The sequence below is a fragment of the Sphingomonas sp. VDB2 genome, from assembly GCF_047946695.1.
Classification (GTDB): Bacteria; Pseudomonadota; Alphaproteobacteria; order Sphingomonadales; family Sphingomonadaceae; genus Sphingobium; species Sphingobium bisphenolicum.
In genome coordinates this window covers 815,445-834,270 of record NZ_CP159615.1, presented here as the reverse complement: position 1 = coordinate 834,270, position 18,826 = coordinate 815,445, and the positions used below count along the sequence as shown (strand labels likewise).

At 65.7% G+C, this 18,826-nt stretch carries 20 protein-coding genes and 1 tRNA gene; 12 read left to right on the top strand and 9 right to left on the bottom strand.

Features of this window, described 5'->3' with window-relative positions; all coding sequences use genetic code 11:
* The first annotated feature begins 48 nt into the window (after nucleotides 1–48).
* From gspJ to ABT375_RS04175, 6 genes are read left to right on the top strand one after another with little or no spacing between them, the layout of a single operon-like run.
* The gene (gene gspJ / locus ABT375_RS04200) at nucleotides 49–648 is read left to right on the top strand and encodes a type II secretion system minor pseudopilin GspJ (protein WP_416464846.1); all 600 of its coding nucleotides are present in this window, start codon (nucleotides 49–51) and stop codon (nucleotides 646–648) included.
* Complete coding sequence (gspK, locus tag ABT375_RS04195) at nucleotides 641–1,663, top strand: type II secretion system minor pseudopilin GspK (protein ID WP_416464223.1); 1,023 nt, start codon at nucleotides 641–643, stop codon at nucleotides 1,661–1,663. Before gspJ ends, gspK begins: the two co-directional genes overlap by 8 nt.
* Nucleotides 1,660–2,778, top strand: coding sequence for a type II secretion system protein GspL (gspL, locus tag ABT375_RS04190; RefSeq protein ID WP_416464222.1), 1,119 nt, complete (start codon nucleotides 1,660–1,662; stop codon nucleotides 2,776–2,778). Before gspK ends, gspL begins: the two co-directional genes overlap by 4 nt.
* Nucleotides 2,775–3,263, top strand: a complete 489-nt coding sequence (gspM, locus tag ABT375_RS04185) for a type II secretion system protein GspM (RefSeq protein ID WP_224546147.1) — start codon at nucleotides 2,775–2,777, stop codon at nucleotides 3,261–3,263. Before gspL ends, gspM begins: the two co-directional genes overlap by 4 nt.
* Nucleotides 3,260–3,982 (top strand): type II secretion system protein N, encoded by a 723-nt coding sequence (gspN, locus tag ABT375_RS04180; RefSeq protein ID WP_416464221.1) that lies wholly within the window; start codon nucleotides 3,260–3,262, stop codon nucleotides 3,980–3,982. Before gspM ends, gspN begins: the two co-directional genes overlap by 4 nt.
* A complete protein-coding gene (locus ABT375_RS04175; RefSeq protein WP_416464220.1) occupies nucleotides 3,979–4,719 on the top strand; it encodes a prepilin peptidase in 741 nt (246 codons plus the stop codon). The genes gspN and ABT375_RS04175 overlap by 4 nt, the downstream gene beginning before the upstream one ends.
* Nucleotides 4,720–4,724: 5 nt before the next feature.
* On the opposite strand, the gene ABT375_RS04170 is transcribed toward ABT375_RS04175, so the two are convergent.
* The 3 genes from ABT375_RS04170 to ABT375_RS04160 all read right to left on the bottom strand — a co-directional run bounded on the left by ABT375_RS04170 (nucleotide 4,725) and on the right by ABT375_RS04160 (nucleotide 6,810).
* A tRNA-Pro gene (locus ABT375_RS04170) sits at nucleotides 4,725–4,801 on the bottom strand.
* Nucleotides 4,802–5,075: 274 nt separating this feature from the next.
* The gene (locus ABT375_RS04165) at nucleotides 5,076–5,279 is read right to left on the bottom strand and encodes a hypothetical protein (RefSeq protein ID WP_224546154.1); all 204 of its coding nucleotides are present in this window, start codon (nucleotides 5,277–5,279) and stop codon (nucleotides 5,076–5,078) included.
* A 157-nt stretch (nucleotides 5,280–5,436) separates the two neighbouring features.
* Entirely contained in the window at nucleotides 5,437–6,810 is a 1,374-nt protein-coding gene (locus ABT375_RS04160) for a M20/M25/M40 family metallo-hydrolase (RefSeq protein WP_416464219.1), read from the bottom strand.
* Between the two features lie 99 nt (nucleotides 6,811–6,909).
* On the opposite strand from ABT375_RS04160, the gene ettA reads away from it, so the two are divergent.
* Nucleotides 6,910–8,595 carry an energy-dependent translational throttle protein EttA gene (ettA, locus tag ABT375_RS04155; RefSeq protein WP_224546158.1) on the top strand — a complete coding sequence of 562 codons (1,686 nt, stop codon included), beginning with the start codon at nucleotides 6,910–6,912 and terminating at the stop codon, nucleotides 8,593–8,595.
* 220 nt (nucleotides 8,596–8,815) lie between these two features.
* Here the strand turns inward: ettA and ABT375_RS04150 are convergent, their stop codons facing one another.
* From ABT375_RS04150 to ABT375_RS04135, 4 genes are all read right to left on the bottom strand, one after another.
* Nucleotides 8,816–9,817: a cytochrome-c peroxidase gene (locus ABT375_RS04150; protein ID WP_416464218.1), complete on the bottom strand. Its 1,002-nt coding sequence runs from the start codon at nucleotides 9,815–9,817 to the stop codon at nucleotides 8,816–8,818.
* A gap of 369 nt (nucleotides 9,818–10,186) precedes the next feature.
* A complete protein-coding gene (locus ABT375_RS04145) occupies nucleotides 10,187–10,468 on the bottom strand; it encodes an acylphosphatase (protein WP_416464845.1) in 282 nt (93 codons plus the stop codon).
* Nucleotides 10,468–11,298, bottom strand: a complete 831-nt coding sequence (locus ABT375_RS04140) for an NYN domain-containing protein (protein WP_224546159.1) — start codon at nucleotides 11,296–11,298, stop codon at nucleotides 10,468–10,470. The genes ABT375_RS04145 and ABT375_RS04140 overlap by 1 nt, the downstream gene beginning before the upstream one ends.
* Nucleotides 11,299–11,312: 14 nt before the next feature.
* The gene (locus ABT375_RS04135) at nucleotides 11,313–11,951 is read right to left on the bottom strand and encodes a carbonic anhydrase (RefSeq protein WP_224546160.1); all 639 of its coding nucleotides are present in this window, start codon (nucleotides 11,949–11,951) and stop codon (nucleotides 11,313–11,315) included.
* An 8-nt stretch (nucleotides 11,952–11,959) separates the two neighbouring features.
* Between ABT375_RS04135 and lipA the strand changes: the two genes are divergently transcribed.
* Nucleotides 11,960–12,967: a lipoyl synthase gene (gene lipA, locus ABT375_RS04130; RefSeq protein ID WP_224546161.1), complete on the top strand. Its 1,008-nt coding sequence runs from the start codon at nucleotides 11,960–11,962 to the stop codon at nucleotides 12,965–12,967.
* Nucleotides 12,968–12,974: 7 nt separating this feature from the next.
* Entirely contained in the window at nucleotides 12,975–13,448 is a 474-nt protein-coding gene (locus ABT375_RS04125; RefSeq protein WP_224546162.1) for a type II toxin-antitoxin system RatA family toxin, read from the top strand.
* Here the strand turns inward: ABT375_RS04125 and ABT375_RS04120 are convergent.
* Together ABT375_RS04120 and ABT375_RS04115 are read right to left on the bottom strand one after the other, a co-directional pair.
* Nucleotides 13,397–13,912, bottom strand: a complete 516-nt coding sequence (locus ABT375_RS04120) for a CinA family protein (RefSeq protein ID WP_224546163.1) — start codon at nucleotides 13,910–13,912, stop codon at nucleotides 13,397–13,399. The two genes, ABT375_RS04125 and ABT375_RS04120, sit on opposite strands and share 52 nt — an antisense overlap.
* Nucleotides 13,913–13,916: 4 nt before the next feature.
* Entirely contained in the window at nucleotides 13,917–15,098 is a 1,182-nt protein-coding gene (locus ABT375_RS04115) for a bifunctional 2-C-methyl-D-erythritol 4-phosphate cytidylyltransferase/2-C-methyl-D-erythritol 2,4-cyclodiphosphate synthase (protein WP_416464217.1), read from the bottom strand.
* A 115-nt stretch (nucleotides 15,099–15,213) separates the two neighbouring features.
* Here ABT375_RS04115 and dusB point away from each other — a divergent pair, with 115 nt between their 5' ends.
* The 3 genes from dusB to ntrC are packed head-to-tail and all read left to right on the top strand — an operon-like array spanning nucleotide 15,214 to nucleotide 18,787.
* Nucleotides 15,214–16,236 (top strand): tRNA dihydrouridine synthase DusB, encoded by a 1,023-nt coding sequence (dusB, locus tag ABT375_RS04110; RefSeq protein WP_416464216.1) that lies wholly within the window; start codon nucleotides 15,214–15,216, stop codon nucleotides 16,234–16,236.
* A complete protein-coding gene (locus tag ABT375_RS04105; RefSeq protein WP_261934569.1) occupies nucleotides 16,233–17,342 on the top strand; it encodes a two-component system sensor histidine kinase NtrB in 1,110 nt (369 codons plus the stop codon). The genes dusB and ABT375_RS04105 overlap by 4 nt, the downstream gene beginning before the upstream one ends.
* Nucleotides 17,342–18,787, top strand: coding sequence for a nitrogen regulation protein NR(I) (gene ntrC / locus ABT375_RS04100; protein ID WP_416464844.1), 1,446 nt, complete (start codon nucleotides 17,342–17,344; stop codon nucleotides 18,785–18,787). Before ABT375_RS04105 ends, ntrC begins: the two co-directional genes overlap by 1 nt.
* Nucleotides 18,788–18,826: the final 39 nt, after the last annotated feature.

Below are 18,826 nucleotides of genomic sequence, written 5' to 3'. Positions count from 1 at the left end.
GAACACGGCTTCACGTTTCCGGGGCGTTCCGCCGAACACGGCTTCACGCTGATCGAGTTGCTCGTCGCCCTGATGATTTTTGCCCTGCTGGCGGGGGCGGGCGTGCTGCTGTTGGGCAACAGCGTTTCGGCGCAGGCGCAAATCAAGGCGCGGCTGGACGATATGGCGGCGGTGCAGCGCGCGGGCGGGGCGCTGGCCGGCGACCTGGGGCAGGCGGTGCCGCGTATCACGCGGACCGAGGCCGGCACCCTGGCGCCCGCCTTCTGGGCCCATCAGGACGGCGAGAGCCAGCCGGTGATGCAGTTCGTGCGCGGTGGATGGGACAATTTGGGCGAGTTGCCCCGGCCATCCTTGCAGAAGGTCGAATATTGGGTGCGGCAGGGGCGGCTGGAACGACGCACTTACGCCCAGCTCGACGGCGCGGCGGGCGACGATCCGGCTGCGCTGCTGGAGAATGTCGAGGCGGTCGTGCTGCGCTTTCGGGACGCGCAGGGCAAATGGCGGGAGGATTGGACCCCGACCCAGCCCGACCTGTTGCCCCGTGCGGTCGAAATGACGGTGACGCGCACCGGCGAACCGCCGGTCATGCTGCGCTTTCTGGTCGCGCCCGACCCGGTGGAAAAGCTGGAGGTCGCGGCCGGTGCCTGATCCTCTTTCGAGCGTTCCGCCGTACACGGCTTCACGGGGCACCAAAAACGAACGGGGTGCCGCGTTGCTGACCGTGCTGCTGCTGGTAGCGGTCATGGCCGTGGTCGCCGCGACCGCGCTGGAGCGGGTCGCACTGGCGACGCGGATGACCGGCAATGGCGGCGCCGTGGACCAGGGCCGCGCCTATGCCGATGCCGCGACGGAAATGGCCCGGCTGCGCATCGCCGACCTGACCGAATCGAACCCGGCCAGGATCACGCTGGCGGGCGGATGGATGGGCACGCCGCAGAGCCTGCCGGTGCCGGGGGGTATCGCGACCGCGCGGGTGACGGACGCGGGCAATTGCTTCAACCTCAACAGCGTCGTCAGCGGCGAGAGCGAAACAAGCCTGAAGGTGCGGCCGATCGGCGTCGGCCAGTTTCAGGGTTTGTTGCAGGCGCTGGGCGTGGATGCGCGACAGGCGCAGGCCGCGGCGGCGAGCCTGGCCGACTGGATCGACACCGACAGTGCGCCCCAACCCGGCGGGGCCGAGGATGAGACCTATGCGCGGATGGAGCGGCCCTATCGCGCCGCCAACCGCATGATGGTGGACGCCAGCGAATTGCGCGCAGTCAGCGGGATCAGCCCCGCCATCTACGCGCTGGCGCGGCCATGGATTTGCGCCCTGCCGGTCACGACGCTGTCGCCGATCAACATCAATACGCTGTTGCCCGATCAGGCGCCGTTGTTCGCGATGCTGATGCCAGGACAATTGAGCGTCGGCCAGGCACGGCAACTGCTGGCGCAACGGCCAGCGGACGGCTACGGCAGCACGGTGCAATTCTGGGCCTTGCCTTCGCTTTCCGGGCTTTCGCCGATGACCGAGGTGCAGGAACAGGTGAAATTGACGACGGGATTTTTCGGAGTGGACGTGTCGGTGGATGTCGGGGGAACGCAGGTGGTGGAGCGGGCGCTGATCGATGCGCGGCAAAGCCCGGCGACGCTGGTGCGTCGCAGCTGGGGAGCGGGGGCATGAGCAGTCGCGACGCCCTGATCGTCATCCTGCCCGAAGCGGCAGGCGCGGAACCCCATTGGATTCGGGTGGTGGACGGCGCGCTGGTCCAGTCGGGCATGGGCGCCAACTGGCTGGCGGCTTGCGGCATCGACGCGCTGCCCGATCAGGCGCGGGTCATGCTGGTGCCGCCGGCGGCGCTGGTGACGTTGTATTGGACGGACTATCCCGAGCTGCCGGTGCGGCAGGGGCGCGCCGCGGCACGGCTGGCGGCACTCGCCGGCGGGCTTGTCCCGTCCGACCAGTTGTTCGCCGCAACCGATGCCAATGAAGACCCCGCCCGCCCGCACATCGTCGCGGTGGCGAGCCGCGCCGACATGCAGCACTGGCTGCTTTGGGCGCAGCATCACGGGCTGGACCCCGACATCATCGTGCCGGCGCCGCTGCTGTTGCCGGAGCCGGAGTGCGGCTTTGCCCGCGGCCTGATAGCCGGCGACATGGTGTTGCGCGGCATCGACATGGCGCTCACCGGCGATATGGCGTTGCCGGCACTGATCGCCGACGCGCCGATCATCGACGTGTCGCCGGGGTTGATCGAAGGGCGGGCGATCGCCGCGCTGGACGCGCCGCTGCTCGATCTGCGGCAGGGTGATTTCGCCAAGCGCGTCCGCCGCGCGCTGGACCGTCGCATGATCGGCCGCATCGCGCTGTGGAGCGGGCTGATCCTGTTCGTCAGCCTCGCCATCGCCCTGATCGGCATCGCCAAGCAGCATATGGAAGCGAGCCGACTGGACCGCGAAAGCCTGGCGCTGGCGCAGCAGGTGACGCCCGGCGCCACCGATGCGGTGCAGGCGCTGACGGAAATGGAGGGCAAGCTGGCCGCGCGGGGCGCGGGCGGGCGCGCCTTCACCGCGCCGGTGGCGGGAGTGCTGGCGGCGATGCAGGATGCGCCGGGCGTGGCGCTGACCAGCCTATCGCGCGATCCCGACGGCATGGTCCGCGCAACCCTGGCCGCGGCCAAGGCGGACGACATCAACATCGTGCTGCTGGCGTTGCAGGCGGCCGGTTTCACGATCACGGCGACTCCGTCCCAGGAACCGGGCGGACGAACGCTGGCAGATATCACGGTGCGGTCATGATGGAACGGTTGGGCACATATTGGGCGGAACGCTCGACCCGCGAGCAATGGATGCTGGGCGTCATGTTCGCGCTGCTGGCGGTCGTGATCCTGTGGTTTGGCGTCGCCATGCCGCTCGACCGGACGCAGCGCAGCGCGCGCGATACGCTCAATGAGGCGACTGACCGCAATGCGGCGGTGCGCGTCGCGGTGAAGCAGCTCAAGGCTTTGCCGCGCAACGCCGTCGTCACAGGACCGGTCGCGCCGGTCGACCAGTTCGTCGGCCAGAGCGCGGGCGAGGCCGGGCTGACGCTGGAACGGGCGCAGGCACAGGGCGGCGACCGGATCGACATCGCTATCGCTTCGGTGCGGCCGGTCGCGCTCTTTTCCTGGCTCGCCGCGCTGGAGGCGCAGGGCATCCGGGTGGACACGATGAGCGCGCGGCCATCGCCCACGGCGGGCAGCGTCTCGGTACAGGCGGTGTTGGTGCGGGGAGAGGGACAATGATGGGCCTGTCCCTGTCACGCCGGATGCGGATCATCCTGGTCGTAACGCTGGCGCTGGGACTGCTGCTGTTCCTGCCGATGCGGGTCGCGCTGGGCCTGGCCGGGCTGGAGCGGCTGGGCATTGCGGCGCGGGAAGTGCGCGGAACGGTGTGGAGCGGGCGGATCGACCAGTTGATGCTCGGCAATATGCCGCTCGGCAGTGTGCGGGCCGGGTTGTCGCCCGTCGCCCTGCTCGTGGGGCATGCGCGATTCGATGTCGCGCGGGTCAAGGGGCTGGCGGATGACGTTCAGGGCGCCTTGACGGTCGGTTTCGGCCGCATCGGTGTGGACGACGTCACCGGCGCGGTGCCGCTTGGTCGCACCTTCGCGCCGCTGCCGGTCGGCAGCCTGATGCTGGAGGATGTCAGCGCCTATTATACGGGCGATCGCTGCGGCCATGCCGAAGGCCGGGTGCGGGCGCGGATGGCGGGGCAATTTCCCGGCCTGAACCTGACGCAGGGGCTGTCGGGTATGGTCAGTTGCGACGGCGAGGCGCTGTTGCTGCCGTTGGTCAGCCAGTCGGGCTTGGAGAAGATCACTCTGCGTATCTGGCGATCAGGGCGCTATGCGGCCGAAATGCGCGTCGAAACCGCTGATCCGACGCTGGCGGCGACTTTGGGCCAGGCCGGTTTCGCCGGCGTCGGCAACGCCCAGTTGCTGAAGGTCGAAGGGACGTTGTGATCCAGCCGATCGCGGCGCTGGCCGGCGCGCTGGTCGGCGCAATCCTGGGCAGCTTTCTCGCCACGCTGATCCTGCGCTGGCCGCAGGGGCGGGGCGTGGTCGGCGGCCGATCGGCCTGCGACGGCTGCGGCCGGACCCTGGCGGTGCGCGACCTGATTCCGTTGATGAGTGCGCTGGTCCAGCGAGGGCGTTGTCGTACTTGCGGCGCACATATCGATCCGCTGCATGGGCGGGTGGAGGCGGGATGCGCGATCATCGGCGCACTGGCGATCGGCGGGATGCCGGATTTGGGGGGCGTAGGCTGGGCGCTGCTCGGCTGGACGCTGCTGACGCTGGCGATCCTGGATTGGCGGCATTTCTGGCTGCCAGATGCGCTGACCCTGACACTGGCCTTTTTGGGCCTTACCATCGGCATGTGGGCGACCGACGTCATCCTGATGGATCGCATCATCGGCGCGGCGATCGGCTATGGCATATTGCTGGCCATATCGCTGGGCTATCGGGCGCTGCGCGGGCGAGATGGCCTGGGCCTGGGCGATGCCAAGCTGCTCGGTGCGCTTGGCGCATGGTTTGGCTGGCAGGCGCTGCCTTTCATCCTGCTGATCGCATCGATGCTGGGGCTGGCGGTGATGCTCGTCAGCGGACGGATGAAGAGCCGGACCGCGCAAGCGCCGCTCGGCACCTTTCTGGCGCTGGCTGCCTTGCCGGCGTGGATCATCGTCCTGCGACTATTTTAAAGCGGTGGTCGGGGAGACAGGATTCGAACCTGCGACATCCTGCTCCCAAAGCAGGCGCGCTACCAGACTGCGCTACTCCCCGACGAGGGGCGGCCTTAGCGGGGAAGCGCGCGTCCCGTCAATCGCCGATCGCGCGGATCAGTGAAAGAACAGCCACAATAGTAAAATGATGGGGATAGGCACGCCCAGCAGCCACAATAATATGCCCTTGCCCATGTCGATTTCTCCTTTGTCGTCGGGGATAAAACCGGTGGAGAGCCGCGGATGTTCCGTTGGGCAATTATGCAAAATGTCGGCGCAAACAAAAAGGGCGGGCCGTTAAGGCCCGCCCTTCGAGAATCTCGCAAATGCGAAGATTACATCGCGTTCGCGGCGTTGTTCGCAACGTTCGCGGCGTTGTCAGCAGCGTTGGCAGCATTTTCAGCAGCGTTGGCGGCGTTCTCGACAACGTTCTCGACGACGGCGTTCGAAGCGTTCGCGGTCTCGTTGGCCGGCTTCTCACCGCAAGCGGCGAGGGCCATCAGGCTGGCCGAAGCGAAAACAGCAGCGATCTTCTTCATTGTGTACGGCTCCCATAGCATTATGCCGCGTCTGGCACGTTACAAATGTGACCCTACGCGAGCGACCCGCATTAACGTGTGCGATGCACAAATCAATGCTTTTCTGCGCCGGTGAAACGATGGAATCACGCGACAGGGCGTTGTCTACTATAAAAGTTCAGTTAACGCCCATGGATTCTGATGCATTGGCCACCGCATCGAGCGTCACCGCCCAGGCCGCGACATTCTGCCGCAACTGGTCCGGATCGACCTTGTCCAGCGTATCGTCGGGCGTGTGGTGCAGGTCGAAATAGCGGGTGCCGTCCTGCTGAAGATCGATCACCGGCACCCCGGCCTTCACCAGCGGCGCGATATCGGCGCCGCCGCCCGCTTCCTGCGTGCTGGCGCCGACGCCCAGCGGCGCGAGCGCGCCGGCGATGCGCCTGGCCAACGCCTCATGTCCCTGCGGCAGTTTGAAATCGACGCGCCAGATGCGGTCCGCGCCGAAATCCGATTCGATCGCCAGCGCATGTTTCTCCGTTCCATGCGCCTTATAATAAGCGCGTGCGCCGTCGCCGCCGACTTCCTCCGCGCCCGCCATCAGCACGCGGATGGTGCGGCGGGGCTGGCCCGTTTTGGCGATCTGCAACGCGGCAGCCGTTGCGATGCCGCATCCGGTTGCGTCGTCGATCGCGCCCGTGCCCTGGTCCCAACTGTCGAGGTGGCAGGCGGCCACGACCACGCCCGCCGCCGGATCGCTGCCGGGAATTTCGGCGATGACGTTGCCGGACGGCTGGTCCTTCAGCATCCTGGACGTCAGCGTCAGATGCACCGTCACCGGCTGGCCGCGCGCGATCACGCGGGCGAGCTGTTCGGCGTCCGGCACGGTGAGCGCCGCGGCGGGAATCGGCGTCGCGCCGTCCGCCCACATCTGCACGCCGGTATGCGGTACGCGATGATGGTCGGTGCCGATCGACCGGATCAGGATCGCGATCGCGCCCTTTTTCGACGCGATGCTCGGTCCCTGCCGCCGCGCCGCACCGAAATAACCATAGGAAGAGCCGTCCTGCGTCGCCTTCATGCCATGATCGACAAAGGCGATCTTGTCTTTCAGCATGGTGGCGGGCGCGGCGTCCAGATCGGCGATGCTGGGGAAATAGACGATTTCGCCCTCTATCCCCTTGTCGCTGGTCGACCCGCTATTGCCCAGCGCCGCCAGCACCAGATTTTGCGGGAAGGGCGAGAGGATGCGTGCTTCGTCACGTCCGCGCACCCATACCGGCATAGTATAAGGTTCCGCACGGACATTGGAAAAGCCGAGCGCCTTGAGCTTTGCTACCGCCCATTCGCGCGCGCGGGCCTCCTGCGGCGTCCCGGCCGGGCGTGGGCCGACTTCGGTCGTCAGCCCTTCGGTAAAGGCGTAGGCGACATCGTCCTTCAGCGCCGCTTCGCGAATCGCGGCGCTGTCGGCGGGTGCGGCCAGGGCGAGGGGCGGGGTGAAAATGCTGCCAAGGAGAAGGGCGGCCAGCGTGCCCGATCGGATTTTCTGCATGGGTGGGAGCGTAGCGGGCCATCACCCATTTGCCAATGCGTCCCGCCTCCGCTAACTCCGCGCCAAATCCTCTTATTCTACCGTTGGAGCTGCCCGAACATGTCCGCCTCCTCGCAATATGCCTATGTCATGAAGAGCATGACGAAGACCTTCCCCGGCGCGGCCAAGCCGGTGCTGAGCAACATCAACCTGCAATTCTACCGCGGGTCGAAGATCGGCATCGTCGGCCCCAACGGCGCGGGCAAGTCGACGCTCATCAAGATCATGGCCGGCATCGACACCGATTTTTCCGGTGAAGCCTGGCCGGGCGAGAATATCACGGTCGGCTATCTGCCGCAGGAGCCGCAGCTCGACCCGAACAAGACCGTGCTGGAAAACGTCAAGGACGGCGCACGCGAAACCGCGGACAAGCTGGACCGCTTCAACGAGATCAGCGCCATCATGGGCGACCCGCCGGAAGACGTCGATTTCGACGCGCTGATGGAGGAAATGGGCACGCTCCAGGAACAGATCGACGCGGTCGATGGCTGGTCGCTCGACAGCCAGCTCGAACTGGCGATGGAAGCGCTGCGCTGCCCGCCCTCGGACTGGTCGGTGGAAAGCCTGTCGGGCGGTGAAAAGCGCCGTATCGCGCTGACCCGCCTGCTGATCCAGAAGCCGGATATTCTGCTGCTCGACGAACCGACCAACCATCTGGATGCCGAAAGCGTCACCTGGCTGGAAAATCATCTGAAGGAATATGCCGGGTCGGTGCTGATGATCACCCATGACCGCTATTTCCTCGACAATGTCGTGGGCTGGATCCTCGAACTCGATCGCGGGAAATATTTCCCTTACGAAGGCAACTACTCCACCTATCTGGAGAAGAAGTCGAAGCGTCTTGAGCAGGAAGACCGCGAGGCGACCGGCCGCCAGAAGGCGATCAACGACGAACTGGAATGGATTCGTCAGGGCACCAAGGGCCGCCAGACCAAGTCAAAGGCGCGTATCAAGAAGTTCGAGGAACTGGTCGCCGGCCAGAATAACCGATCGCCCGGCAAGGCGCAGATCGTCATCCAGGTGCCCGAGCGTCTGGGCGGCAAGGTCATCGAGTTCAAGGGCATCACCAAGGCGTTCGGCGACAAGCTGCTGTTCGAGGATCTGTCCTTCCTGCTGCCGCCGGGCGGCATCGTCGGCGTGATCGGCCCGAACGGCGCGGGCAAGTCCACCCTGTTCAAGCTCATCACCGGCCAGGAAACCCCGGACGCAGGCGAGATCGACATCGGCACGACCGTCCGCCTGGGCTTTGTCGACCAGAGCCGCGATCATCTCGACGGGTCGAAGAACGTCTGGGAGGAAGTGTCCGATGGTCTCGACTATGTGAAGGTCAATGGCCACGACATGTCGACGCGCGCCTATGTCGGCGCCTTCAACTTCAAGGGGCAGGACCAGCAGAAGAATGTCGGCAAGCTGTCGGGCGGCGAACGCAACCGCGTCCACATTGCAAAGATGCTGAAGCGCGGCGGCAACGTGCTGCTGCTCGACGAACCGACCAACGATCTGGACGTCGAAACGCTGGGCGCGCTGGAAGAAGCGATCGAAAATTTCGCGGGTTGCGCCGTGGTCATCAGCCATGACCGCTTCTTCCTCGATCGCCTCGCCACCCATATCCTGGCGTTCGAAGGCAACAGCCATGTCGAATGGTTCGAAGGCAATTTCGAAGCCTATGAGGAAGATAAGCGCCGCCGCCTGGGCGACGCCGCCGATCGCCCGACCGCGCTGGCCTATAAGAAGCTGACGCGCTGATGCGCGCCGTGGCAAGGTTACGATTGCAGTTTTTGCAATCGTAACCTTGCCGTTCGCACTTGCGATGGTGGCGCTAACATTTCATAGGGAGCGAGCCTTTCAGGCATCCTCTCCTAAAACTTTACGGGCTGGTCCTTCATGGATCGGCCCTTTTTTTGTCTGTCGCCCGTCCGAAGCGTCCGTGTTCCCGCTCAGGCGGGAGTGCGCTGCGCTAGGCAGACTAAGCCGGGACAGGGCAGCCGACAGGAGGCGGTCCCAGCGCAGGATTCTTCAGAAAATCCCCGTCCGTCAGCAAATCAAGAAATGCCAGCAGCGCGGGCATGTCGATGCCGGTCAGATGCGCGGCGGCATGGCGGCGAATCGCGCCGTCGATGCTGTCGGCCTTGCCATCGTGCAGCCATGGCCCGGTAACCGCGACGTTGCGCAGCGATGGGGTGCGGAACTGTTCGGGCGGCGGCTCGAAACCTGGGGGCGGCGGTTTGCCGCCATAGGCCGGATCGTCCGATTCGCGGGGCGCTGCCGTGCCGACATAATGGACCTTGCCATCGGTCAGGTCCGGGCCGCTATGGCAGGATGCGCAGCCCGACGCCTTGAACTGCGCCGCACCCTTGGCGGCCAGCGGCGTCAGCGCACCGCGATCATAGGCGCTGCCGAACGAGATCATGGTGCGCTGGAACGCGCCCAGCGCCGCCGTCACCCTGGCGAAATCCGTGCCGCCCTTCACGCCGGGAAAGGCCTGCGCGAACATCCGGCGATAGCAGGGATCGGCGTCCAGCCGCGCGGCCAGGTCGTGCTCGCGGTCGCCCAAGCCCATTTCCACCGGCTTGGTTCCGGTCATCGGCACCATCGCCTGCGCCTCGAGCGTGGTGATCCCCGCATCGGTCCAGGTCAGGCCGCTGCGCCAGCCGACATTGGCAAGCCCCGGCACGTTGCGCACGCCCATGTCGCCGGTCACGCCGACATGGGTGGGCAGGCCGTCGGTAAAGCCGCGCGCCTGTTGGTGGCAATCGGCGCAGGCCATGCTGCCATCATGCGACAGCGCGCGATCGTAGAAGAGGCGGCGGCCCAGCGCGACCTTGGCCGCGCTCATGCCATTTTCGGCGGGCAGGGCGGGGGCGCTGACCCCGGCAGGGAAGCTGGGCCAGCGCCAGTCCGCCTGCGCGCCCATCGCGCCGGACGCCAGCACGAGCGCGCCGATGATCCCTGCTATGCCAACCCGCATGACCATTCCCCCTGTGCCGCGCACGACGAGCGAACGCTGGCTTATCCGCAGGGCGAGGGCAAGGGTGGGGGATAGGGGTGGATGGCGGGGGCGCCATTTCCGCGACCCGAAGGGCGGCTGTCGGTCAACGCGGAGATCCATCTCCCGTCTTTCCAGCTTGTTGCGAGCGTGCGAGATGGGTTGCCGCCTTCGCTGGAAGGACGAATTGGGTGGAAAGCTGAAGTTTCAGATATCGTCATGCTGAACTTGTTTCAGCATCCATGGTGCCACATGGACCGTTGCTCTATCTGAAGAAATGGACCCTGAAACAAGTTCAGGGTGACGATGCTTAAGAGGACCCCCCTTGGTCGTTAGTAGACGCCTGCAGCCTCAAAGCGTCCCCCGCTTCTCGAACCCGCTCAGCCCCTCGTCCCTCACCTCGACGACATCAATCCGCGCCACCTTCGCCGCCGGTGGCCCGTCCTGCGCCAGCGCGATAAACCGCGCCACCACCGCCGCCTCGCCCTCCACCAGCGCCTCCACGCACCCGTCAGTGCGGTTACGGACCCAGCCGGCCAATCCCAGCCTGCGCGCCGTTTCGACCGTCCAGGCGCGATACCACACGCCCTGGACCCGGCCATGGATCATCAGGTGACGCGCCACCTGCAGCATCACTTGACCCGCTTGATCCAGGTCTGCCCGCCTTCGCGGACTTCGGTGATGAAATTGGGGATGGCGGCGACCAGGTCGGACAGGCGCTTATAGCCATAATTGCGCACGTCGAAACTGGAACGGTTACCGACCCGCTGACCGACCGGCCCTAGCGCCACGAAGCCGCGCTCGTCGCGCTTCGCCTCGTCATAGGCGTCGATCAGCAGGCGCACGACTTCGGCGTCCACCGTCTTGCTGGGGGGCGGCGTGGCGGGTGCGGGCGCGGCGGGCGCAGCGACCCCCTTGGCGGGGGGCGTCTGCTGCGGCGTGGTCGCCTTGGCCTGCGCGGCTTTGGCCGGGGCTGCCGCCTTGGCCGGGGCCTTGGCCAGCACGGGCACTTCTGCGGGTTTCAGCGCCGCGACATTGAGGAACCGCGTGCAGGCGCGGCGGAAGCCTTCGGGGGTGTTCGCCGATCCAAAGCCGTAGACCGGGATGCCCTGCTGGCGGATGCGGGTCGCCAGCGGGGTGAAGTCGCTGTCGCTGGACATCAGGCCGAACCCGTCGACCCGGCCCGACGCCATCAGGTCCATGGCGTCGATCGTCATCTTCATGTCGGTGGCGTTTTTGCCCTTGGTCAGGTCGAACTGTTGCTGCGGTTCGATCGCGTGCGCGACCGACAGCGCCGCCCAGGTCTTGAGTGTCGCCTTGCTCCAATTGCCATAGGCGCGGCGGATATTGACCGTGCCCAGTTCCGCCAGCACGGTCATGACCGAATCGAAATGGGCCGCCGACGCATTGTCCGCATCGATCAGCAGGGCGATATTGCCCCGGCCTTCCTGTAAAAAAGCCATGCCGCCTGCTCCCTTCATGCGGGCGAGAAGGCGCCGCTATCCTCATCCAAAATGTTCAGCACGCCGTCGGCGATGGCGAAGAAACTGCCGACCAGCTTCAATTCGCCATTACGCTCCTTGGACCGGACGCAGGGGAAGGTGCGCAGATTGGCGAGGCTGACCTTCACCGCTTCCTGCTCCATCGCCCGTTCGACGGTACGGTCGCGCTGGTCGCCATATTGGCCGACCACCACGTCGCGGGCATCGTCCAGCAATTCGATCCAGTTATGGATGAAGCCGCCTTCGCCCGGCGGCGCATTCTTCAGATCCTGACTGAGCGCCGCCTTGCAACCCCCACATTTGCCATGGCCCATGACAACGATCTCGCCAACCTTGAGCACCTGCACCGCAAATTCCAGCGCCGCCGACACGCCATGATGACCCGGATTGGTTTCGAACGGCGGCACCAGCGCGGCGACGTTGCGCACGACGAAGATTTCGCCGGGGCTGGTGTCGAAAATCTGCGCAGGATCGACCCGGCTGTCGGAACAGGCGATCACCATCACCCTGGGGCTCTGCCCCTCGTTGAGTTCGTCCCATCGCGCCCGCTGCTGGTTCCAGCCGGTGTCGCGGAAACGGCGATAGCCCTGAAGCATGTCGGAAAAGTCTGTCATGGCGAGCGATGTGCCGCACAAATAGGGGGCTGGCAAGAGCGAGCCTGCGTCGCTATCTGGGGCGCATGAACGACATCAGCCCGATCCCCGTGCCCGGTCAGCCCGCCAGTCCGGAACGCGCCCGCAAGCCCGACTGGATTCGCGTCAAGGCGCCGACCAGCCCCGCCTATCATGAAACGCGCAAGCTGATGCGCGACAAGGGGCTGAATACGGTCTGCGAAGAAGCGGCCTGCCCGAATATCGGGGAATGCTGGACCAAGAAGCACGCCACGGTGATGATCCTGGGCGACGTCTGCACCCGCGCCTGCGCCTTTTGCAACGTCAAGACCGGGATGCCGCGGAAGGTCGATGTCAACGAACCGCAGAATCTGGCCGATGCCTGCGCCGAAATGGGGCTGGAACATATCGTCATCACCTCGGTCGACCGCGACGACCTGCCCGACGGCGGCGCATCGCAGTTCGTCAAGGTGATCGAGGCGCTGCGCCGCACGACTCCGAACACGACGATCGAAATCCTGACCCCAGACTTCCGCAACAAGCATGAGCGCGCCGTCGAGATGATCGTCGCCGCGCGGCCGGACGTCTATAACCATAATCTGGAGACGGTCCCGCGCCTCTACCCGACCATCCGCCCCGGCGCGCGCTATTATGCGTCGCTGCGCCTGCTCGAGTCGGTCAAGAAGCTCGACCCGTCCATCTTCACCAAGTCGGGCATCATGCTGGGCCTGGGCGAGGAAAGGCTGGAGGTCCATCAGGTGATGGACGACATGCGGTCGGCCGACATCGATTTCCTGACTATGGGGCAATATCTGCAACCCACGCCCAAGCACGCCAAGGTGATCGACTTCGTCACCCCGGCGGCGTTCAACAGCTATGCCGGCATCGCGCGGGCCAAGGGCTTCCTGCAGGTCGCATCGTCGCCGCTGACACGGTCGAGCTATCATGCCGGCAAGGATTTCGCGGAAATGCGTGCCGCGCGGGAGGCCAAACTGGCCAAGGCGGCGGCGAAGGCCTGACGTCCAGATGCCCAAGCATGAAGAAACGCGGCAGCTTCCCTATACGCCGACGCAGATGTTCGATCTCGTGTCCGACGTCGCCGCCTATCCGCAATTCCTGCCCTGGATCAGCGCGATCCGCGTCCGGTCCGACAGCGATACGGAGATGGTCGCCGACATGATCGTCGGCTTCAAGGGCGTGAAGGAAAGCTTCACCTCGCGCGTCCATAAACATCGGCCCGACCATGTCCGTGTCGACTATCTCGATGGGCCGCTCAAGCATCTCCACAATGAGTGGCGCTTCCGCGACGACGGGCAGGGGGGCGTGCTGGTCGATTTCGAGGTCGAGTTCGAATTCAAGAACCGGCTGTTCGAAATGCTGGCCGGCCAGTTTTTCGACAAGGCGCTGCGCAAGATGATCGGCGCGTTCGAAACCCGCGCCGCGCAACTCTATGGGGCCGAGTCGGGCAACAGCAGTTCCAGCGCGCACAGCGCCGCCTGAAGCCGCACGCCGCCACGGCCATCATTGTCGAAATGGCGCATGTCGGCGACGACCTTGTCGGCCGCGGCGCCGCGTTCGGCGCGGGCGAAGACGACGGTGCCGACCGGCTTCTGCTCGCTGCCGCCGCCCGGCCCTGCGATGCCGGTGATGGCGACCGCCACATGCGCGTGGCTTTTCTTGAGCGCGCCCTGCGCCATCGCCCAGGCAGTAGCGATCGATACCGCCCCGAACGTATCCAGCACATCATGTGAAACTTTCAGAAGTTCCGCTTTCATGTCGTTGGAATAGGTAATGAAACCGGCTTCGAAGACTTCGGAGGAGCCTACGATTTCGGTCAGCGCCGCCGACACCAGTCCGCCGGTGCAGCTTTCCGCCACCGCGATGGTGCGGCCGGCGCGGCGATTGGCGATGATGACCTTTTCGGCGAGTTCGACCAACTGGGCCGGCAGGATCGTATCTGGCATGGGGTCAGGATAGCGCGGGGAGGGACAGGGTGGCAACCGCTTGTGCGGCGATGCCTTCGCGCCGGCCGGCAAAGCCCAGCCGCTCGGTGGTGGTCGCCTTCACGCTGATGCGGTCGACCGGCACCGCCAGTATCTCTGCGATGCGCGCGCGCATGGCGTCGCGATGCGGGCCGATCTTGGGCGCTTCGCAGATGATGGTCAGGTCGATATGCTCGATCCGGCCGTCCCGCGCCGCCACCCGGTCGCGCGCATAGGCCAGGAAGCGGTCCGAGGATGCGCCGCGCCATTGCGGGTCGGACGGGGGGAAATGGCTGCCGATATCGCCTTCCGCCAGCGCGCCCAGCATGGCGTCGACGATCGCGTGAAGCGCCACATCGGCATCGCTATGCCCAGCCAGCCCGCGATCGTGCGGGACCAGCAGGCCAGCCAGCCAAAGCTCTTCGTCGGCGGCCAGGCGATGGACGTCATAGCCCATGCCGACCCGCGTCGAACGCGGTGTCGCCAGTTGGTTTTCGGCGCGGGCGAAGTCCTGCGGATAGGTCAATTTCTCAAGCCTTTCATCGCCTTGGACCAATATGACGTCATGGCCCCAGCCTTTGAGAATCTGCGCATCGTCGGTCGCCTCGCGGACTCCGCTCCACGCCCGGTGCGCCGCCACGATGGCATCGAAGCGGAAGGCCTGCGGTGTCTGCACCCGATGCAGCCCGTCCCTGCCCACGCCATCGCCCATGATGCTGCCGGCTTCGCGTATCAGTGTATCGGCGACGGGCAGGGTGGGAATGGCCCCCGTTCCGCTTTCCAGCGCTGCCAGCAGTCGATCGACCACCGCGCCGGGCAGGAAGGGGCGGGCGGCGTCATGGATCAGCACGATATCCGCGCCACCCTGCGCCGTGATCGCCTCCAGTCCCGCGCGCACCGATCCGCGCCGGCTGTCCGCGCCGGTCACGAAGGATGCGGCCCGTTCGCCCAGCGCGGTGCGCGCCGTCGCCTCCTGCCCGTCGCCCAGCACGATATGGATCGCGTCGATCCCGCCATGTGCGGCCAGCGCGTCATAGGCATGGGCCAGCACGGCCTTGCCCGCGACGCTTCGGAACTGTTTGGGGATGTCGCCGCCCGCGCGGCTGCCCTGGCCCGCGGCGACGATCAACGCGACGATCTTGCTGTTTGATGTCATGGAGCGGCGCATAGCGGGTCGCGGGGCGGATCGAAAGGGGCGGTGGGCCGAAAGGGGCGCGCCTTGCCGCCCACTCCAATTTCCGCTAAGGGCTGCCTGTTTTTTAGGCAGTATCAAAAGTTAGACCATGCGCAGGCTTTCCCCCATCTCCATCGGCCCGATCACCATCGACATGCCGGTCGTCCTCGCCCCGATGACGGGCGTCACCGACATGCCGTTCCGCACGCTGGTGCGCCGCTACGGGTGCGGCCTCAACGTGACGGAGATGATCGCGTCGGCGGCGATGATCCGCGAGACCCGCCAGTCGCTGCAAAAGGCTGCCTGGCATCCGCTGGAAGAGCCGGTGTCGATGCAACTTGCCGGTTGTTCGCCGACAGAAATGGCGGACGCGGCGAAGCTCAATGCCGATCGTGGCGCCGCGATCATCGACATCAATATGGGCTGTCCGGTGAAGAAGGTCGTCAATGGCGACGCGGGCAGCGCCCTGATGCGCGATCTCCCGCTCGCCGCCTCGCTCATCAAGGCGACGGTGGAGGCGGTCGACGTGCCGGTGACGGTCAAGATGCGTATGGGCTGGGACCATGCCAGCCTCAATGCGCCGGAACTCGCCCATATCGCCGAGGATCTGGGCGCGCAGCTCATCACCGTCCATGGCCGCACCCGCTGCCAGATGTACAAGGGGTCGGCCGACTGGGCGTTCGTCCGCTCGGTCAAGGAGGCGGTGAAGCTGCCGGTGATTGTCAACGGGGACATCTGTTCGGTCGAGGATGCCGACATGGCGCTGGAACAGAGCGGCGCCGATGGCGTGATGATCGGGCGCGGCGCCTATGGCCGGCCCTGGCTCATCAGCCAAGTCATGGCGTGGCTGACCGATGGCACGCGCGTTCCCGACCCGTCGCTTGCCGAGCAATATCAAGCGATCATAGGGCATTATCATGCCATGCTCGAACATTATGACACCTACACCGGCGTCAATATGGCACGCAAGCATATCGGCTGGTACACCAAGGGACTGACCGGATCGGCCGAGTTCCGCAATGCCGTGAACCAGCAGCCGGACGCCGCGGTGGTGCTCGACATGCTGGCCCGCTTCTACGAACCGTTGATCGCCAGCGGGCTTGATCCTGCGGACCTGCGCAAGGCCGCATGACCGTGACATTGTCGTCCGTCCCGCCGCTTCGGATGCTGCAGGACGGGCCTTCGCTGGGCGAACAGATGACGGCGCTGCCCGTGGCGACGCTGGTGGTGAAGCCGGACAACAGCATCGCCGAAGCCAATGTCCGCGCTGAAACCTTGCTCAACATGGCGCGATCGGCCATCGTCGGCAGCGATGTCGCGCGCACCATCCGCATCGCGGAGGCGGGCGCGCGGTTCGACATCTGGCACAGCAACAAGCCGATCGCCGCCTATGACATCAAGGTCCATGCCGGCCGCACCGCCGAAATGGAGGTCGACCTGATGATCGCGCCGATCGTCGATCATGACGGCTGGCGCGTGGTGTCGCTCCATGCCCAGAGCCAGGCGCGCAAGATCGGCCATCGCGGATCGTCGGGCGGCGCCCGTTCTGCCATGGGCGCGGCCGCGATCCTGGCGCATGAGATCAAGAACCCGCTGTCGGGCATCCGTGGCGCGGCGCAACTTCTGGAATCCAGCCAGGGCGGCCGCGACGCGGCGCTGACCCAGTTGATCTGCAACGAGGTGGACCGGATCGCCGCGCTGATCGATCGAATGCAGGATTTTACCACCGATCGGACGCTCGAATGCCATCCCGGCAACATCTATCCGCTGATCGACCGCGCGGCCGGGATCGCGGCGGCGGGATTTGCAAAACATATAAAGATCATAAAGCATTATGATCCGTCCTTGCCATTCGCTAACATCAATGACGACGCGCTGGTGCAGGTGATGATCAACCTGCTGAAAAATGCGGCCGAAGCGCTGGAGCATGTCGCCAAGCCGCGTATCCGGGTGGAAACAGCATTCCGCCATGGCGTGTCGGTGGTGGTCGGCGATGGCAAGGGCAGCGCGGTGCTGCCGATCGAAATCCTCGTCATCGACAATGGCCCCGGCGTGCCCGAACATATTCTCGACCATCTCTTCAACCCCTTCATCACCGGCAAGCGCGACGGGCAGGGGCTGGGCCTGGCGCTGGTGGACAAGCTGGTGCGCGATATGAGCGGCTTCGTCCAATATAGCCGCGACGTGGAGGCCGGCGAATCCACCTTCCGCATCCTTCTGCCGATGGGGATGGCGTGATGGGCGTGACCGGCACGATCCTGGTGGTCGATGACGATCCCGCCATCTGCGTGGTGGTCGGCGAAGCGCTGCGGCGGCAGGGGCATAGGGTGAAGACGGCCGCCTCGATCCGCGAGCGGAGCGTGCTGATGGAAAGCTTCGCGCCCGATGTGCTGATCACCGACGTCATGCTGCCGGACGGCGACGGGCTGGACGGCGTGGCGGAGATATTGGCGACCAGGCCCGACCTCAACGTCATCATCCTGTCGGCGCAGAACACGCTCAATACCGCGATCCGCGCGACCGAAAAGGGCGCGTTCGAATATCTGCCCAAGCCTTTCGACCTCAACGAACTGACCCGCGCCGTCGCGGATGCGCTTGGCACCCGGCAGAGCGCGGAGGAGCCGGAGGGCGACGTCGGCCTGCCGCATGACGGGCTGCCGCTGGTCGGCCGATCGCCGGCGATGCAGGAAGTCTACCGCACCATCGCGCGCGTCCTGTCCAACGACCTGTCTATTCTGGTGCTGGGCGAATCAGGGACGGGCAAGGAACTGGTGGCCGAAGCGATCCACAGCCTGGGTCAGCGCCGCACCAAGCCCTTCGTCGCGATCAACATGGCGGCCATCCCGCGCGAGCTGATCGAGGCGGAGCTGTTCGGCTATGAAAAGGGCGCCTTCACCGGCGCCCATGCCCGCACCGCCGGGAAATTCGAGCAGGCGCAGGGCGGGACGCTGTTCCTGGACGAGATCGGCGACATGCCGATGGAGGCGCAGACCCGGCTGCTGCGGGTGCTCCAGTCGGGCGAAGTCACGACGGTCGGTGGGTCGAAGCCGGTGCGGGTCAATGTCCGCATCATCGCCGCGACCAACAAGGATCTGTCGCTGCTGATCGAGGATGGGCGCTTCCGCCAGGACCTCTACTACCGGCTCAACGTCGTGCCGATCGCGTTGCCGGCGTTGCGCGAACGGCGCGAGGACGTGATCCTGCTCGCACGCCATTTCCTGGAGCGGGCGGCGCAGGAGGGCCTGCCGCGCAAGGCGTTGGCCGACGATGCTGCGCAACTGCTGATGACCTATCACTGGCCGGGCAATGTGCGCGAGCTGCAGAATCTGATGCAGCGCCTGTCCGTCCTGAGCCGTGAAAATGTCATCACCGGCGACATATTGCGCCACATGCTGCCGATGGACGCGGTGCCGGCCGACTATGCCGCGCCCACCGACCAGCTCGCCCATGCAGTCCGCGACTGGGCCAAGCGGCAGTTGGGCGTGGGCCTTGGCCAGCCCAACCGCGCCTTGCATGACGATCTGCTGGCGGTGGTGGAGCCGATCCTTTTGCAGGAGGTGCTGGCCAGTGTCGATGGCAACCAGATTCGCGCGGCCGGATTGCTGGGCATCAATCGCAACACGCTGCGCAAGAAGCTGACCGATTACGGCCTGGACCCCATGCAGCTCCGGCTCAACGATTGATCCGCATGCGGCGCTGGTCAGGACGAACCGACGGTCTGG

Coding starts and splice junctions, on each gene's coding strand:
- ABT375_RS04160 (WP_416464219.1), bottom strand. CDS start 6,810: ATGCAGAAAATCCGATCGGGCACGCTGGCCGCCCTTCTCCTTGGCAGC.
- ABT375_RS04120 (WP_224546163.1), bottom strand. CDS start 13,912: ATGCCAGATACGATCCTGCCGGCCCAGTTGGTCGAACTCGCCGAAAAG.
- ABT375_RS04135 (WP_224546160.1), bottom strand. CDS start 11,951: ATGACAGACTTTTCCGACATGCTTCAGGGCTATCGCCGTTTCCGCGAC.
- ABT375_RS04115 (WP_416464217.1), bottom strand. CDS start 15,098: ATGCGCCGCTCCATGACATCAAACAGCAAGATCGTCGCGTTGATCGTC.
- ABT375_RS04125 (WP_224546162.1), top strand. CDS start 12,975: ATGCCCAAGCATGAAGAAACGCGGCAGCTTCCCTATACGCCGACGCAG.
- ABT375_RS04165 (WP_224546154.1), bottom strand. CDS start 5,279: ATGAAGAAGATCGCTGCTGTTTTCGCTTCGGCCAGCCTGATGGCCCTC.
- gspM (WP_224546147.1), top strand. CDS start 2,775: ATGATGGAACGGTTGGGCACATATTGGGCGGAACGCTCGACCCGCGAG.
- dusB (WP_416464216.1), top strand. CDS start 15,214: ATGCGCAGGCTTTCCCCCATCTCCATCGGCCCGATCACCATCGACATG.
- ABT375_RS04150 (WP_416464218.1), bottom strand. CDS start 9,817: ATGCGGGTTGGCATAGCAGGGATCATCGGCGCGCTCGTGCTGGCGTCC.
- ntrC (WP_416464844.1), top strand. CDS start 17,342: ATGGGCGTGACCGGCACGATCCTGGTGGTCGATGACGATCCCGCCATC.
- ABT375_RS04105 (WP_261934569.1), top strand. CDS start 16,233: ATGACCGTGACATTGTCGTCCGTCCCGCCGCTTCGGATGCTGCAGGAC.
- ABT375_RS04140 (WP_224546159.1), bottom strand. CDS start 11,298: ATGGCTTTTTTACAGGAAGGCCGGGGCAATATCGCCCTGCTGATCGAT.
- ettA (WP_224546158.1), top strand. CDS start 6,910: ATGTCCGCCTCCTCGCAATATGCCTATGTCATGAAGAGCATGACGAAG.
- lipA (WP_224546161.1), top strand. CDS start 11,960: ATGTGCCGCACAAATAGGGGGCTGGCAAGAGCGAGCCTGCGTCGCTAT.
- ABT375_RS04145 (WP_416464845.1), bottom strand. CDS start 10,468: ATGCTGCAGGTGGCGCGTCACCTGATGATCCATGGCCGGGTCCAGGGC.
- gspN (WP_416464221.1), top strand. CDS start 3,260: ATGATGGGCCTGTCCCTGTCACGCCGGATGCGGATCATCCTGGTCGTA.
- gspL (WP_416464222.1), top strand. CDS start 1,660: ATGAGCAGTCGCGACGCCCTGATCGTCATCCTGCCCGAAGCGGCAGGC.